Origin of the sequence: Sphingomonas sp. AAP5 (assembly GCF_004354345.1) — a bacterium.
Classification (GTDB): Bacteria; Pseudomonadota; Alphaproteobacteria; order Sphingomonadales; family Sphingomonadaceae; genus Sphingomonas; species Sphingomonas glacialis.
This window is the reverse complement of sequence record NZ_CP037913.1, coordinates 1,419,519-1,434,486: the sequence shown is the minus strand read 5'-3', so window position 1 is coordinate 1,434,486 and position 14,968 is coordinate 1,419,519. Positions and strand designations below refer to the sequence as shown.

The 14,968-nt window shown below is 68.8% G+C and carries 17 protein-coding genes; 10 read left to right on the top strand and 7 right to left on the bottom strand.

Annotation, left to right across the window (positions count from 1 at the left end):
- Nucleotides 1-20 precede the first annotated feature (20 nt).
- On the bottom strand, nucleotides 21-278 hold the full coding sequence (locus E2E30_RS06510) for a hypothetical protein (RefSeq protein ID WP_133188334.1): 258 nt from the start codon (nucleotides 276-278) through the stop codon (nucleotides 21-23).
- Nucleotides 275-955: an arylesterase gene (locus tag E2E30_RS06505; RefSeq protein ID WP_133188332.1), complete on the bottom strand. Its 681-nt coding sequence runs from the start codon at nucleotides 953-955 to the stop codon at nucleotides 275-277. The genes E2E30_RS06510 and E2E30_RS06505 overlap by 4 nt, the downstream gene beginning before the upstream one ends.
- Here E2E30_RS06505 and E2E30_RS06500 point away from each other — a divergent pair.
- Nucleotides 946-1,647, top strand: a complete 702-nt coding sequence (locus E2E30_RS06500) for an ABC transporter ATP-binding protein (RefSeq protein ID WP_133188330.1) — start codon at nucleotides 946-948, stop codon at nucleotides 1,645-1,647. The two genes, E2E30_RS06505 and E2E30_RS06500, sit on opposite strands and share 10 nt — an antisense overlap.
- Nucleotides 1,644-4,133, top strand: a complete 2,490-nt coding sequence (locus E2E30_RS06495; RefSeq protein ID WP_133188328.1) for an ABC transporter permease — start codon at nucleotides 1,644-1,646, stop codon at nucleotides 4,131-4,133. Before E2E30_RS06500 ends, E2E30_RS06495 begins: the two co-directional genes overlap by 4 nt.
- On the opposite strand, the gene arfB is transcribed toward E2E30_RS06495, so the two are convergent.
- Complete coding sequence (gene arfB / locus E2E30_RS06490) at nucleotides 4,130-4,552, bottom strand: alternative ribosome rescue aminoacyl-tRNA hydrolase ArfB (RefSeq protein ID WP_133188326.1); 423 nt, start codon at nucleotides 4,550-4,552, stop codon at nucleotides 4,130-4,132. The two genes, E2E30_RS06495 and arfB, sit on opposite strands and share 4 nt — an antisense overlap.
- Before the next feature lie 84 nt (nucleotides 4,553-4,636).
- On the opposite strand from arfB, the gene E2E30_RS06485 reads away from it, so the two are divergent.
- Nucleotides 4,637-5,122 carry a GAF domain-containing protein gene (locus E2E30_RS06485; protein WP_133188324.1) on the top strand — a complete coding sequence of 162 codons (486 nt, stop codon included), beginning with the start codon at nucleotides 4,637-4,639 and terminating at the stop codon, nucleotides 5,120-5,122.
- Between the two features lie 285 nt (nucleotides 5,123-5,407).
- A complete protein-coding gene (locus tag E2E30_RS06480; protein WP_240699055.1) occupies nucleotides 5,408-6,088 on the top strand; it encodes an RcnB family protein in 681 nt (226 codons plus the stop codon).
- A gap of 7 nt (nucleotides 6,089-6,095) precedes the next feature.
- On the opposite strand, the gene E2E30_RS06475 is transcribed toward E2E30_RS06480, so the two are convergent.
- Both E2E30_RS06475 and E2E30_RS06470 read right to left on the bottom strand, forming a co-directional pair.
- Nucleotides 6,096-7,415: a M20/M25/M40 family metallo-hydrolase gene (locus tag E2E30_RS06475; protein WP_133188320.1), complete on the bottom strand. Its 1,320-nt coding sequence runs from the start codon at nucleotides 7,413-7,415 to the stop codon at nucleotides 6,096-6,098.
- 138 nt (nucleotides 7,416-7,553) lie between these two features.
- A complete protein-coding gene (locus tag E2E30_RS06470) occupies nucleotides 7,554-8,006 on the bottom strand; it encodes a universal stress protein (RefSeq protein ID WP_133188318.1) in 453 nt (150 codons plus the stop codon).
- A 140-nt stretch (nucleotides 8,007-8,146) separates the two neighbouring features.
- Here E2E30_RS06470 and E2E30_RS06465 point away from each other — a divergent pair, with 140 nt between their 5' ends.
- The 5 genes from E2E30_RS06465 (at nucleotide 8,147) to E2E30_RS06445 (ending at nucleotide 13,039) form a co-directional block, all read left to right on the top strand.
- Nucleotides 8,147-9,487, top strand: a complete 1,341-nt coding sequence (locus E2E30_RS06465; RefSeq protein ID WP_133188316.1) for a pyruvate dehydrogenase complex dihydrolipoamide acetyltransferase — start codon at nucleotides 8,147-8,149, stop codon at nucleotides 9,485-9,487.
- Nucleotides 9,487-9,711 (top strand): hypothetical protein, encoded by a 225-nt coding sequence (locus E2E30_RS06460; protein ID WP_133188314.1) that lies wholly within the window; start codon nucleotides 9,487-9,489, stop codon nucleotides 9,709-9,711. Before E2E30_RS06465 ends, E2E30_RS06460 begins: the two co-directional genes overlap by 1 nt.
- Before the next feature lie 10 nt (nucleotides 9,712-9,721).
- On the top strand, nucleotides 9,722-10,120 hold the full coding sequence (locus E2E30_RS06455; protein ID WP_133188312.1) for an acyl-CoA thioesterase: 399 nt from the start codon (nucleotides 9,722-9,724) through the stop codon (nucleotides 10,118-10,120).
- The gene (lpdA, locus tag E2E30_RS06450) at nucleotides 10,113-11,507 is read left to right on the top strand and encodes a dihydrolipoyl dehydrogenase (protein WP_133188310.1); all 1,395 of its coding nucleotides are present in this window, start codon (nucleotides 10,113-10,115) and stop codon (nucleotides 11,505-11,507) included. Before E2E30_RS06455 ends, lpdA begins: the two co-directional genes overlap by 8 nt.
- Before the next feature lie 83 nt (nucleotides 11,508-11,590).
- The gene (locus E2E30_RS06445) at nucleotides 11,591-13,039 is read left to right on the top strand and encodes a hypothetical protein (RefSeq protein ID WP_133188308.1); all 1,449 of its coding nucleotides are present in this window, start codon (nucleotides 11,591-11,593) and stop codon (nucleotides 13,037-13,039) included.
- A gap of 11 nt (nucleotides 13,040-13,050) precedes the next feature.
- Here the strand turns inward: E2E30_RS06445 and E2E30_RS06440 are convergent, their stop codons facing one another.
- The gene (locus E2E30_RS06440) at nucleotides 13,051-13,533 is read right to left on the bottom strand and encodes a bactofilin family protein (protein WP_133188306.1); all 483 of its coding nucleotides are present in this window, start codon (nucleotides 13,531-13,533) and stop codon (nucleotides 13,051-13,053) included.
- Between the two features lie 43 nt (nucleotides 13,534-13,576).
- A complete protein-coding gene (locus E2E30_RS06435) occupies nucleotides 13,577-14,398 on the bottom strand; it encodes a hypothetical protein (RefSeq protein ID WP_133188304.1) in 822 nt (273 codons plus the stop codon).
- 227 nt (nucleotides 14,399-14,625) lie between these two features.
- Between E2E30_RS06435 and E2E30_RS06430 the strand changes: the two genes are divergently transcribed.
- A complete protein-coding gene (locus tag E2E30_RS06430; protein WP_133188302.1) occupies nucleotides 14,626-14,958 on the top strand; it encodes a phasin family protein in 333 nt (110 codons plus the stop codon).
- Nucleotides 14,959-14,968 lie beyond the last annotated feature (10 nt).

The window sequence follows — 14,968 nt, the reverse complement described above, 5'->3', positions numbered from 1 at the left end:
CGTCGGGCGGCGGCGTGCGCTCAATCGTCGTGCTGTTCGGTCAGCTCGATGAAGCGTCGCGCCGCCGCCTTGTCCGCGCTCGATGTGAACGCGACGTCGAGTTCGGGTGCCGCGCCGAGCATGTGGAGCAGCGTCCACAGGCCGAAACGCCGATCGCGGTCCTGCTCGAGCCCGAAATCGACGCGCATATGCTCGATCCCGGCCTGAAGCGCGGCGGGCGTGACGGCGGCGAGGTCGCTGCTCCCGAAATAGCGCAGGAACTGGTCGTCGAGGTTCATCGCCGAACACCCAGCGCAAGCGCGCTGCGGACGCTGGGCAGCAAGCGGCCGACGATGATGTCGACGCCGCGGGCGTTGGGGTGAAGGCCATCGGCCTGGATCAGCCGGGGGTTCCCGGCGACGCCGTCGAGGAAGAAGGGGTAGCGCGGGATCGCATGGGCCTTGGCAAGGGCTGGATACACGCCGTCGAACGCGCTGACATAGTCGGGCCCGAGGTTCGGCGCCGCGCGCATGCCGGCGAGCAGCACGGGAATGCGCCGCGCCTGCAGCTCGGTGAGGATCGCGTCGAGGTTTGCCTTGGCCTGCGCGACGGGAAGCCCGCGCAGCATGTCGTTCGCGCCGAGCTCGACGATCACCAGATCGGGCGTCGCACCGAGCCCGCGCAGCCCCCAACGCAGCCGCGCGCGCGCCTGCGCTGCGGTATCGCCGGCGACCCCGCCGTTGCGGACCGTCGCCGCAATCCCGGCGCGTCGCAGCGCGGCCTGCAGCTTGGTGGTGAAGCCCGCTTCGGGGGGCAGGCCATAGCCCGCGGTGAGGCTGTCGCCGAACGCCCAGATCAGCGCCGCCTTGGGCGAGGCGGTCGCCCCGAACGGAACGACGACCGAAAGCAACGCGAGACCGCTGGCGACGATTTGCCGTTGCCAGCGATATCGCCCAAGGAAGACCGATGATGCCATCCACCGTCGATAGCGCGTTGATCGCCGCGCGCAATGTTTCGCTCGTCCTCGGGCGTCCGCCCGCCAGCGTCGAGATCCTGCGCGGGGTCGATCTCGATGTCGCGGCAGGCGACAGCGTCGCCTTGCTCGGGCCGTCGGGATCGGGGAAATCGTCGCTGATGGCGGTGCTGGCCGGGCTCGAGCGCCCGACCGGCGGGACCGTGTCGGTCGCCGGGCTCGATTTCACGACGCTCGACGAGGATGCGCTCGCGGTCGCGCGGCGTGGACGGATCGGGATCGTGCTGCAGGCCTTCCATTTGCTCCCCACGATGACCGCGCTCGAAAACGTCGCGGTGCCGCTCGAACTGGCCGGGGAGGGCGATGCCTTCGCGCGCGCCGCGGCCGAACTCGCGGCGGTCGGGCTAGGCCACCGGATCGGCCATTATCCGGCGCAACTGTCGGGCGGCGAGCAGCAGCGCGTCGCGATCGCGCGCGCACTGGTCGGACGCCCCGCGCTGATCTTTGCCGACGAGCCGACCGGTAATCTTGACACGACGACGGGCGCCTCGATCATGGACTTGCTCTTCGCGCGACATGCGGCGAGCGGGACGACGTTGTTCATCATCACCCACGATCCGGGGCTGGCGGCGCGTTGCGCCCGCGTGATCGAGCTTGGCGACGGGCGGATCGTCGGCGATCGGCGTAGCGCGTGACGCTCGTCTGGCGGCTGGCGCTCCGCGATCTGAGGCGGGGCGGGCGCGGGTTGCTGTTGCTCGCGATCTGCCTGTTCCTCGGGACCGCGGGGCTCGCCGGGATCGGCAGCCTTGCCGCGAGCATGATCGCCGCCCTCGATGTCGATGCGCGCCAGATCCTCGGGGGTGACGTCGAGTTCAACGTCTCGCAGCGCCGCGCGAGCGTCGACGAGCTCGCCGCGTTCGCGCGGATCGGGCGCGTTTCGGAGACGCTCTCGCTGCGCGGGATGGCGAGCGTAGGCGGTGCCCCGGTGCTGGTCGATCTGCGCGCGACCGATGCCGCGTGGCCGTTGCTTGGGCGCTTCCGCCTTGCGCCGGGGGCGCTGGCCGAGCGGCCACATGGGCGCGAGATCGCGATTGCGCCGGCGCTGGCCGATCGGCTCGGCGTGAAGCCTGGCGATACGCTCTCGCTCGGTCGGGCGCGGCTTCGCGTCATCGGCCTGATTGCCAACGAACCCGACCGGCTCGGGGCTGGCTTCGCGCTGGGGCCGCCGGTGCTGGTCGATTTCGCCGGGCTCGACGCGACGGCGCTGCTCCAGCCCGGCAGCTTGTACGAAAGCCATTACCGTATCGTGCTCGCGCAGCCCGGACGGGCGCCGGCTGCTCGCGATGCCGTGCTCCGCCAGTTTCGAGGCGCCGGCTGGTCGGCGAAGCTGAGCGACCAGGCGGCGGGCGGTTTCCGGCGCGGGATCGCGCAGCTCGGGCAATTCCTGCTGCTCGTCGGGCTTGCCGCGCTGGCGATTGCCGGGGTGGGCGTCGGCAGCGGCGTGGCCGCCTACCTTGCCGGCAAGGCGAAGATCATCGCGACGCTGAAGGTGCTTGGCGCGCGGTCGCGGACGATTGCGGCGATCTTCCTGGCGCAGCTCGGCGTCGTCGCGGCGGTCGGCATCGGGGCGGGGCTCATCGTGGGGGCGGCGCTGCCGTGGATCGTCACGGCCTTTGCCGGTTCGGCGTTGCCGGTGCCGCCGCGGCTCGGCGTGTATCCGGTGCCCTTGCTCACCGCGGCGAGCCTGTCGGTGTTGGTCGCGCTGCTCTTCGCGCTGCCTGCGCTGGCACGCGCGCGCTCGGTCCCGGCGGCGACGCTGCTGCGCGATACGCTGTCGGCGCGGCGCTGGCCGAGCCTCGGCGTGTTTGGCGGGATGATCGTTCTGATCGTGGCGCTGATCGCGCTCGCGGTGGCGACGGCGTCAGATCGATTGCTTGCCCTCGGCTTCGTCGGCGCGATCCTCGCGTTGATCGCGTTGTTATGGGGCTGCGGTGTCGCGATCCGCGCGATCGCGGCGCGGCTGCCGCGTGCGCGCCATCCGTTGCTGCGGCTGGCGATCGCCAATTTGCACCGCCCCGGCGCCCAGACCGACCGGCTCGTCGTCGCGCTCGGGCTCGGCTTCTCGCTGTTCGTCGCGCTCGCGGTGATCGATTCGAGCCTTGGCGCCGAGCTGCGCAACGCTGCGCCCGCCAAGGCGCCGCGTTTCTTCGCGATCGACTTGCAGCCCGACGATGCCGCGACGTTCACGCGCGCCGTGCGCAGCGCGGCACCGAGCGCGACGATCGAGGCGCTGCCGTCGCTCCGCGGATCGATCGTCGCGCTGCGCGGGGTGCCGGTGAGCGCGATCAAGACGCTGCCGGCCGATGCGTGGGTGTTGCGCGGCGACCGGACGATCACTTGGGCGGCTCGGCTGCCGCCGCGCAATGCCGTCGTCGCCGGGCGGTGGTGGCCCGCCGACTATCGCGGGCCGCCGCTGGTGTCGCTCGAGGACAAGGCCGCCGCTGCGCTCGGGCTGAAGATCGGCGACACGATCACCGTTTCAGTGCTCGGCGTCGACGTGCCCGCGAAAATCGCGGCGCTACGCAAGATCGACTGGGGCGGGCTCGGGCTCAATTTCGCGATCGTCTTCTCGCCGGGCTATATCGAGGAAGCGCCGCACGGCCTGCTCGCGAGCGTCTATGCCGCTCCGGCAAGCGACGGCGCGATCGCCCGCCAGGTTGCGGCCGCACTGCCCTCGGTCACGCTGATCCGCGTCGGCGACGTGATCGGCCAGGTCAGCGCTATCCTCGGCCAGATCGCGCTCGCGATCCGCGCGGCGGCAGCGGTTACGGTCGCGGCCGGCATCGCGGTGCTGATCGGCGCGGTCGCGGCATCGGGCGCGACGCGGCGCTACGATGCGGTGATCCTCAAGCTGCTCGGCGGCAGTCGCCGGCAGGTGCTCGGCGCGCAGGCGCTCGAATATGCGATCCTGTCGCTCGTCCTCGTCGTCGTGGCGCTGGCGATGGGATCGGCAGCGGGCTGGTACGTCGTCACGCAAGTGTTCAAGATCGGCTGGGCGCCACGCTGGGACGTGATCGCGATGACGCTCGGCGCCGCCGTCGCGCTGACGCTCGGGACCGGGCTGGCGGGAAGCCTCCCGGCGCTGCGCGCGCGGCCCGCGAGCGCTTTGCGCGATCTCTAGTCGGTCACCTTGCCGCGGAGCGACTTGACGCTCGACCGCTTGGTCTTGCCGTCGAGCCGCTTCGCTTTTGCGGCCTTAGACGGCTTGGTGGGGCGGCGCCGCTTTGGGACGATCGTCGCCTCGCGGATCAGCGCGACGAGGCGTTCGCGGACTTCCTGGCGGTTGAGGAGTTGCGAGCGCGCGCCTTCGCTGCGCAACACCAGCACGCCGTCGCGCGTCAGCCGCGATCCCGCCAGCACAGCGAGCCGGTTCTTGACCGCATCCGGCAGAGACGGCGAGGCGCCGACGTCGAAGCGCAGCAACACGGCGCTGTCGGTGGTGTTGACGTGCTGGCCCCCTGGTCCACCGGCGCGGGTGAACGATTCCTGGAGTTCGTCGCCGTCGATGCTGATCGAGCGGGTGATCGGGATGGCGGCCATCGCGCACCCCTAAAAGATAAGCGTGGCGCGGTCGATCATGCAGGCGCGCTTTCACATGCGGTGCGAACGCGGTAGGGGCAGGGCATGTACGACTTCACGATCGACCAGAGCTCGAAGACCGAGCTCTACCGCGACCTCCATTCGGCGCTTGATGCTCTGACCGATGGCGAAAGCGACGCCGTCGCCAATATGGCCAACGCCGCCGCATTGATCTGGCAATATCTGCCAGATCTCAACTGGGCGGGATTTTACCGGCTGGTCGGCGATACGCTCGTCGTCGGGCCGTTCCTCGGCAAGCCCGCCTGCATCCGCATCGCGATCGGCGACGGTGTGTGCGGCGTGGCCGCACAGACGCGTACGACGCAGCTGGTCGAGGACGTCCACGCCTTCCCCGGCCACATAGCGTGCGATGCGGCGAGTCGCTCCGAACTGGTCGTGCCGATCGTCCATGACGGGCGGCTGATCGGCGTGCTCGATCTCGACAGCCCGAGCGCGGCGCGCTTCGATTCGGCCGATGCCGCGGGCTGCGAAGCGCTGATGGCGCTGCTCGCGCCGCGCATTGCCAGCTGATCCGAAACGGGACAGCCGTTAATCTAGAATCGCGATGAGCGAAATGGTAGCTGACGGGTTAACACTTCGTACACACTTTGTGTGCGGCGCGGTTCCGGAGGCTTGACGATGCGACCCTTGATATTGGCCACACTGACGCTGGTCACTGCGTTTGGCGCGGGACAGGCAGATGCGCAGCGCGTCCGTGGTGGGGCTGTTCCGGGGGCGCCGTATCCGGTGCCCAACGGAGCGATGCCAGCGCCGCCCGCGCCAATGCAGATGCAACCGCAGATGCAGCGGCCGCCGATGAACGCACCGCATCCGTCGTACAACGGCGCGCGACCCGTCAACCGGCCCGATCGGCAACGCTGGGGCGGCGGCACGGGCGGCCATTGGCAGGGCGGCACCAACGCACCGGGCGGGTGGAACGCCTATCGCCAGCCGTCACGCGGCTATCGCCTGCCGCGGTATTGGTCTTCGCCGAACTTTTTCATCGGCGACTTTGCCGGTTACGGTCTGTCGGCTCCGCCCGCAGGCTATGGCTGGTATCGCTATTATGACGACGCCGTGCTGCTCGACCAGCGCGGTCGGGTCTACGATTCGGTCAACGGGCTGGATTGGGACGGCGGCTATGACGATGGCGGCTACGATCAGGCGGGTGGCTACGGCCGATCCTACCCGCCGCAGCGCCACCCCGCGCCGCTGCCGCCGATTGTCCAGAACGGCAACGTCACGACCTATTCGACCTCTTCTGGGTATGGCGGCGGATACGCCACGAGCTACGGCGGCGGTTATGCCTATCCGGGCGCGACCACTACGGTCGTGACGATCCAGTCGGCACCGATCGTCACCACGACGACGACCGAGTATGTCGAAACCGTCCGCGAACGGCACGTCTATCGCGCCGCGCCGCGCAAGCGTTATTACCGTCCGGTGCGGCGCAAGCCCGTATGCCGCCCGGTCGAACAGCCCGTCCTGGGAAGCTGACCGGCCGCTACTTCGTGTGCGGCTCGGGTCCGGCAAAGCTCACCACGCTTTCCGACCCGTCCGCCGCGACAGCGCTCACGCCGACGAAGTGATCGTCGACGCTGATATCCTTGAGCACCGTGCTCGTCGCGCCGGCGGGCACGTCGCGTGACGTCTGCCAGTCCTGCGTGTCGTTGCGGCGCCAGTGGACGCGGTACGTGCTGGCGCCGGGGACCGGCTGCCACTTTACCGTCGTGTCGAAGCTCAGCGCACCTGCGACCGTGACGCCATCGGGTGCGGCGGGGGCGGCGGCGAGGCGGCGGATCGTCGCGATGTTGATCGCGGTGACCTTGGCGAGATACGGGAAGTCCATCTTGTCGACCGTGTCGCCATACGGGATTCCGTTCTCGACGCGCACGTCCTGGTGCTGCTGCGTCCAATTCTCGGCGCCGACCGAGAAGCGTACCGCCGGATAGCCGAGCTTGAGGAACGGCTCGTGATCGCCGCCCCGCCCGAAGCGGTCGGGCCGGCGGTCGACGAACACGTCGAGCCCGCCGGGGATCGTGCCGGCGACACCGTCGATCGTCTTGGCGAGGCTGCGTGAGGGGCCGTCATCCTCGCCGCCATTGCCGCGGCGCGCGAGTTGCGCGGGGACATCCTCGATAGCGCGAATGCCTTCGGAAAAGACGCGGACGCGGTCGGCGACGCGGACGCCGTTCTGCCCCATCGTGTTGCCGACGATATCGTTGTTGAGCATCGCCGAGACGGTCCAGCCGCGCGCCTTGGCGGTTTCCGCGAGCAGCGTGCCGCCGAACAATCCCTGTTCCTCGCCCGAGAACACCGCATAGACGATCGTCGCGCGGAATTTTTCCTTCGACAGGATCCGCGCCGCCTCGAGCACGAGCGCAACCCCCGATGCGTCGTCGTTCGCGCCGGGCGCGTCGTGCGTCGCATCCATGCCGTCGCTGATTCGACTGTCGATATGTGCGCCGACGATGATCACGCGCTTGGGGTCGAGCCCTTGCTGGAAGCCGAGCACATCGACCACGTTGACGCCATTGGGAGCGCGCGCGTTGGTGAAGGTCCGCGCGATATTGGCGACGGTGATGCAGCCGTTGCAGCCATCGGCGATGCGCGTGAGTTCGCCACCCGTCCATGTCCGCGCCGCGCCGATCCCGCGCACCGGATCGTCGGGCGACGACAGCGTGTGGCGCGTGCCGAAGCTGACGAGTTTCTCGACCGTCGCCTTGAGACGTGCCGGGTCGGGCGCGGGGTGCGCTGCGTCTTTGGCGACGGCGGGTGTGGCAAGAATCGCGAGGATCGCGGCGGCGGTGGGAAGGGTGCGCATCGCCGCATCGTGGCGGGATCGCGGTATCGACGCAAGCCGCTCTGCCGTTCAACCTTCACCGGCATCCATGCGCGGCCGTTCGATTTACTGGCATACCGCATGGACCCCGGATCAAGTCCGGGGTGACGGGGTGCTGTATCAACTCAGCCGGTCGATCGCTTCGCGGTCGAGCGAGCCGGGGATGATCATCAGCGGGATCGGCAAGGCCGCGTCGGCGCCCGCGAAATGCGCGACCAAGGGCCCTGGCACCCCGCTCGCCGCCGCGGCGAGCACGAGCGCGGCGATATCGGGATTCGCGGCGATCATGTCGCGGATCACCTTCGGGCCTTCACCCTGTCGTACCGTCAAAGCCGGCTTGAGCCCCGATTCCTGCAGCAAGGTGCCCGCCGCTGCGGTGACGAGGCCCTCTGCGTGCTGGCGCGCTTCTTCCTCGATCGTCGCCTGGATGCCGGCGAACGCCGTGAATTCGGTCGGCGGGATCAGCGCGAGGATCTCGACCCCGCCCCCCGTCTTGACCGCGCGCCGCGCGGCGAAGCGCAGCGCGATGCTGCTTTCTTGTGTCTCGTCGATCACGACCAGATAGGTCCGCATGGCGCTCGCTCTCCCCCCGCAGCGATATTGTGAGCGATAGGTGGGGCTAAGTATCGCATCGTGCAAGCCATGGCCTTGACCATCCGCGCGCCGGGCGCGAGAGACGACCCCTACGGATTCGGTTAGATGAGGACGCGTTGATGCCGGTCGAAATCAAGATGCCCGCTCTTTCTCCAACGATGGAGGAAGGCACGCTGGCGAAGTGGCTGGTCAAGGAAGGCGATACCGTCAAGTCGGGCGACCTGATGGCTGAGATCGAAACCGACAAGGCGACGATGGAGTTCGAAGCCGTCGACGAAGGCACGATCGGAAAGATCCTCGTCGCCGAGGGGACCGATAACGTGAAGGTCGGCACCGTGATCGCGACGTTGCTCGCCGAGGGCGAGAGCGCTGGCGACACGACGCCTGCGCCCGCCGCGAAGGAATCCGAGCCAAAGCCGTCGCCGGTCGACCCCAACAAGACCGGCAGCGAAGCCAAGCCCGTCGAGCGCACGCCCGAACAGGCCGAGGATCACGGCAATCCGGCAGGCGGCGCTGCGCCCAAATCGGCTCCGGTCGCCCGCCAGGACGGCGATCGCGTCAAGGCGAGCCCGCTCGCGCGCCGCATCGCGGCCGAGAAGAGCATCGATCTTGCGACGCTGCAGGGCTCGGGCCCGAACGGCCGGATCGTCCGCGCCGATCTCGAGGGGGCAAAGTCGGGCCATGCGCCGGCCGCTGCTGCCAGCGCACCCGCTGCGGAAACCGCAGCCCCGGCCCCCGTCGCCGCCGCCAAGCCCGCTGCGATCCCGGACATCCCGCACACCGCGGAAAAGCTCAGCAACGTGCGCAAGACGATCGCGCGCCGCCTGACCGAATCGAAGCAGACGGTTCCGCACATTTATCTCACGGTCGACATCCGTCTCGACGCGCTGCTCAAGCTGCGCGCCGAGATGAACAAGGGCCTCGAGGGCCGCGGCGTGAAGCTGTCGGTCAACGACCTGCTGATCAAGGCGCTCGCCGCCAGCCTGATCCAGGTCCCCAAGTGCAATGTGATGTTCACCCCCGACCAGCTGATCAGCTTCAGCCGCGCCGATATCTCGGTCGCGGTGTCGACCCCGTCGGGGCTTATCACGCCGATCATCAGCGGCGCCGACACCAAGGGCGTCGCGACGATCTCGGCCGAGATGAAGGACCTCGCCGCGCGCGCGCGCGACAACAAGCTCAAGCCCGAGGAATATCAGGGCGGCACCGCGTCGCTCAGCAACATGGGCATGTTCGGGATCAAGCAGTTCGAAGCGGTGATCAACCCGCCGCAGGGCATGATCATGGCGATCGGCGCAGGCGAGAAGCGCCCGTACATCATCGACGACGCGCTCGGCGTGGCGACGGTGATGTCGGCAACGGGCAGCTTCGACCATCGCGCGATCGACGGCGCTGACGGCGCGCAGCTGATGCAGGCGTTCAAGGCGCTGGTCGAATCGCCGCTGTCGATGCTGGCCTGATGATCGGCCGCCGGACCCTGATCGAGCTGCTGCACATCGCCGCCGGCGTGATCGGGGCGGCGGTGATCGCCTATGGCGCGGTCTGGGCGCTGCCGCATGCCGCGAGCCCGATTTGGGAAGTGGCGTTCGGCATGATGGCGGTGATCGTCTTCATGGGGGTTCGGCCGCTGCGCATGGCGTGGCGTGCCGACCGCAACCGCCACGATCCGGCGCTTCGCGACTGATCGCCGCGGCATGACCGATCTGCCCCCGACGACCGCACCGGCGATCCGCGCGACGGCGATGGCGTGCGACGCCAATCCGTACGGCAAGATCTTCGTCGGCTGGCTGATGGGCCAGATGGCGCTTGCCGCCGGTTCGGTCGCCTCGCGCCATTGCGGCGGGCGCGCCCCCGTCGTCGCGGCGGACGGGTTCAGCTTCACTGCACCCGTCGAGATCGGCGACGAAGTCTCGTTTCATGCCGAGATCGTCAAGACCGGGCGCAGCTCGATGACCGTTGCGGTCGATGTGTGGCGGCGCGACCGGCACGGTCCCGCCACGCAACGCGCCGCTCGCGGCACCTATATTCTTGTTTCGATGGGCGAGGACGACCGGCCGCGCCCGCTAGTGATAGAGGAATCCTCCCTTGGCTGACCAATTCGACCTCATCATCCTCGGTTCGGGCCCCGGCGGCTATGTCGCCGCGATCCGCGCGGCGCAGCTCGGTCTCAAGACCGCGATCGTCGAGCGCGAGCGCCTGGGCGGCATCTGCCTCAACTGGGGCTGCATCCCGACCAAGGCGCTGCTGCGTACCTCGGAAATCTATCACTATATGCAGAATGCCGAGAGCTACGGGCTCAAGGCCGACAACGTGTCGTTCGACCTCAACAAGGTGGTCGAGCGCAGCCGCAAGGTCGCGGGGCAGCTCAATGCCGGCGTCAAGGGGCTGATGAAGAAGAACAAGGTCACGGTGTACGAGGGCTTTGGCGCGATCACCGCGAAGGGCAAACTCTCGGTCAAGCAGGGCGATAAGACGACCGAGCTCGAAGCCAAGCACATCATCATCGGCACCGGCGCGCGCGCGCGCGACCTGCCGTTCGCCAAGGCCGATGGCGAGCGGATCTGGACGTATCGCCACGCGATGGTTCCGCCCGAAATGCCGACCAAGCTGCTGGTCATCGGATCGGGTGCGATCGGCGTCGAATTCGCGAGCTTCTACAACGACATGGGTGCCGACGTGACGATCGTCGAGATGCTGCCGCGCATCCTCCCGGTCGAGGACGAGGAAGTCAGCGCGTTCATGGACAAGGCGCTGACCAAGCAGGGCATCAAGCTGCTCGTCGGTACCGGGCTCGAGGCGCTGACGCCGAACGCCAAGGGCGTGACCGCCAAGATCAAGGGCAAGGACGGCACGGTCACGACCGAGGAGTTCAGCCATGCGATCGTCGCGATCGGTATCGTGCCCAATACCGAAAATATCGGGATCGAGGCGCTCGGCATCAAGACCGACCGCGGCCACATCGACGTTGACGGCTATGCGCGCACCAATGTCGAGGGCATCTATGCGATCGGCGACGTGACCGGAGCGCCGTGGCTCGCGCACAAGGCGAGCCATGAGGGCGTCGTCTGCGTCGAGGCGATCGCGGGGCTCAACCCGCACCCGTTCGAAAAGTGGAACATCCCGGGCTGCACCTATTCGCGCCCGCAGGTCGCAAGCGTCGGCCTGACCGAGGCGAAGGCCAAGGAAGCCGGTTACGAGCTCAAGGTCGGCAAGTTCCCGTTCATCGGCAACGGCAAGGCGATCGCGCTCGGCGAGGCCGAGGGCTTCGTCAAGACGGTGTTCGACGCCAAGACCGGCGAGCTGCTCGGCGCGCACATGGTCGGCGCCGAGGTGACCGAGCTGATCCAGGGCTATGTCGTCGCACGCCAGCTCGAGACAACCGAGGCCGAGCTGATGGAAACGGTGTTCGCACATCCGACGCTCAGCGAGATGATGCACGAGAGCGTGCTCGGCGCGTACGGCCGCGCGATCCACATCTAAGCCAAGGAAATGCCCCGCAACGGGGGGGCGAGGGCAGCCAGTCGGCGCTTTACACTTATGCTGCGGCGCGTCATGCCCCCCTCATGACGCGCGCAACCGAGCCAAGGTCCACGCCGCCTCGCACCGACCGCGCGGCGGCCGCGAGGATCGGCGGGGCGACTTTGCTGCTGCTGCTTGGGTCGCTTGCGCTCTTCTGGCCGGGCATCGTGACCTACGACGGCATCGCGCAATTCGGGCAGGCGCTCGCCGGGCACTTCGAGGATTGGCATCCGCCGATCATGGCAGGGCTGTGGCATGCGCTGCACGGGCTCGTTGGCGGCGGCGCGGCGCCGATGCTCGTGCTTCAGATGGTGCTCTATTGGGCGGGGTTCGGGGCGATTGCCGCGACTCTCGCGCGCGAAGAACGGCGCCATGCGGCGGTCGCCGTGCTGTGCATCGCGGGGCTGCCGCTGTTTCTCGGCTGGCAGGGCGTAGTGCTCAAGGACACGCAGATGCTTGGCGCGATGCTCGCTGCGGCGGGGATCTTTGGCTGGTGGCGGTTGCGGGGGGCGCGGCTGCCGGTCCTTGCCGGCGTGGCGGCGATCGTCTTGCTGGCCTATGCCACGTTGGTCCGCTCGAACGCGGTGTTCGCAACCGTGCCGCTCGTCGTGATGCTGTTCGGGCCGACGCGCTGGTGGGCGCGGGCGGTATTGACGCTGTCGGGCATCGTCGCTGTGCTAGGACTCGCCCAAGCGATCAACCACGGGGTTCTTCGAGCGACCGCGAGCGGTGTCGAGCGGACCGAGGCCTTTTATGACCTGTCGGCGATCGCGGCGCAGGATCCGGCGCATGCCATCGGGCTGACCCAAGCCGAGGCGCGCACAGTGCTCGCGCGACATTGCGCCAAGCCGTTCTTCTGGGATCCGCTGGGGACCGCCGACCGCTGCGGCCCGACGCTTGAGCGCCTGCATGGTCTGACTGCCGGGCCGTTGTACCGGTTGCTCGGCGAGGCGATCGTGCGGCATCCGCTCGCTTATGCGACGCACCGGCTCGGCCACCTCAATTCGACCGAGCGCTGGATCGTCCCGGCAGGCTGGCCGAGCGCGGTGCCCCCGGGTGCGAGCGAAGCCAATCCGATCGGCTTGCACAGCCCCGGGCCCGCCGCGTCCCGCTGGCAAGTGCTCGCGCGGTGGAATGCCGAGCTCCCGCTTGGCTGGCCCGCCGCATGGCTGGCGCTGGCGGTGTGCGCGATCGTCGTCGCGCTGCGTCGCCCGCCGGGGCCGTTTCGCGATGTCGCGCTGGCGTTGCTCGCATCGGCGGTGGTGCTCGAGGCAAGCTTCGCGGTGCTCAGCATTGCCTCGGACTTGCGCTATCACCTCTGGCCGATGGTCGCGACCGCGCTCGCGACGATCCTGTTATGGGCGCAGGCGCGCTGGTCGCGGCGCGCCGTGCTCGGGACAGGCGTCGCGCTGGCGCTGGTGATCGTCCCGGGAACCGTGGCGCGGCTGATACTCCCCGCAGCACCGACCTCCTACGCGGCATTGCTCCGCTAGGCGTCGCGGCCTCAGCCGGGCGTTGCGGTCGAGGTGAAGTGGACGACGTCGTCCATCGCGGTCGCCCGCACCGGAGGGGGCTCGAACGGGCTGACGGCGCCATCGGCGGTGATGTGCTTGAGATTTCCGTCCACCGACGCGCCGATCTCGATCGAGATCGTCTCATAATGCACATCGCCGATGATCCGGGCCGAGCGTTCGATCGTCAGCTGCCGCACCGCGACCGATCCCTCGATTGCGCCGCCGAGGCGGGCGCTCTCGGCGATCACCGCACCGGCAATGCGGCTGTCCTGACCCTGGATCAGCGTCCCGCACTGGACGTCGCCGTCGACGCGGCCATCGATGTGAAGGTCGGCACTCGCCGCGATATTGCCGGTGACGAGGACATCGGCGCTGATCACCGAGAACGCGCCGCGCTTGCCGCTTCCCGATGGTATCGAATGGCCTGAAACGCCGCCGCCGCCATCGCGCGCCTTACCGTTGAAAATTGCCATCGTTCCCGCCCCCGACTGTCAAATTCGGCGGCTGCCTAGCACATCACGCGCGGCAGCGGCAGGGGCGCGCTGCCGCCCACGCCATCGCAGGGTTGTCGTTGGCGGCCCCGCGTTTGAGCACGGCCCGCGCCTGAAGCAGCGTCGCACCGATCATCGCGATCGCCCCAAACGCCGCCGCGCCCACGCCGCCGGAGCAGGCGACCAGCATGCCGATCCCGACCAAGGCAGCGATGCGCCGGCGTGGTGCGCTGCGCTCGAGCAGCGCGGCGTGCAGCGCGAGTCCGCCAGCAAGCAGGAACGCGCTCGGATCAAGGCCGGGCAGGACCATCGGGATCGCCAGCGCGCAGAGCAGCGCCCGCTCGCGCACTTCGGGAGGACGGAGCGGCTGGGTCGACGCCCATGCACCATAGGCCACCGCCGTGCCGAACGCGCTTGTCAGCGCCAGCCCGCCGAGCGGCAGCGTCCCGATCCACGGCAGCATCTGGAGGATCGTCCAAAGCGAAGGCGCGGCGGGGAAGGTGATCGGCTGCGGCAGCGCCAGGAACGGAGGAGCTGCGTGGGCGCGGGCCAGCAGCATCGCCAGCGCAAAGACCGGCGCAAGCGGCAGCAGCCGCCAGCGCACTCGCGCGCCGATGAGGACCGCCGCGACGAATGGCGCAAGGACCAGCGCATTGTGGTCGAACCCGACAGCCAGCCCATACCAGACGAGCATCGCGCCATAGTGACGCGCGCCCGCCGCCGTAATCGCGACGAGGCACGCCGCCGGCCAGAACACCGCGCCATTCGCCACTACGCTGAGCGGCAGCAGCAACCACGCGGCCGCGCTCGGCGGCGGTATTCGCAGGGGAGGGGCGGGACGCAGCATGGTGTGTCTTTGCGCCGATCGGGTTGCCAGCGCGTTAAGGGTCTCACGCACGGCGATTTGCGCTCGGCGGATGGGGCGCTTAAGCTTCGCGTCTGCGTGCGGCACAGACCGCGGCAGAGGAGAGTCGGATGCCGCACCCCGTCAGCCACGTGCCAGTACGACGTTCGCGCGACGCTGTGCCGTGCCCGGCGCTCCGGTCGCACACCCTGTGGAAAGGACATCATCCCATGACCGACAAGATTCGCGACGCGTTCAACGAGACGATCGCCGAGCCCGCCAAGAAAGCCGGCGAGGCGATCAGAGACGCCGGCGGCAAGATGGCCGAGAGCGGTTCGGCAATTGGGATCAAGATGCTCGATCAGGCCGAGGCCAATGCCCGCGAGGCGTTCGCCGCGATGCGCGCCGCCGCAGGTGCAAAGGATTTGTCCGAAGTGATGAAGATCCAGGGCGACTTCCTGCGCGACCAAGGCCAGCGCAGCATGGCGCAGGCGCGCGAAATGGGCGAAGTCATCCTGCAATTCGGCCGCGAAGCGGTCGGTGCGGTGCGCGGCGACAAATAGCCCGCCGCTG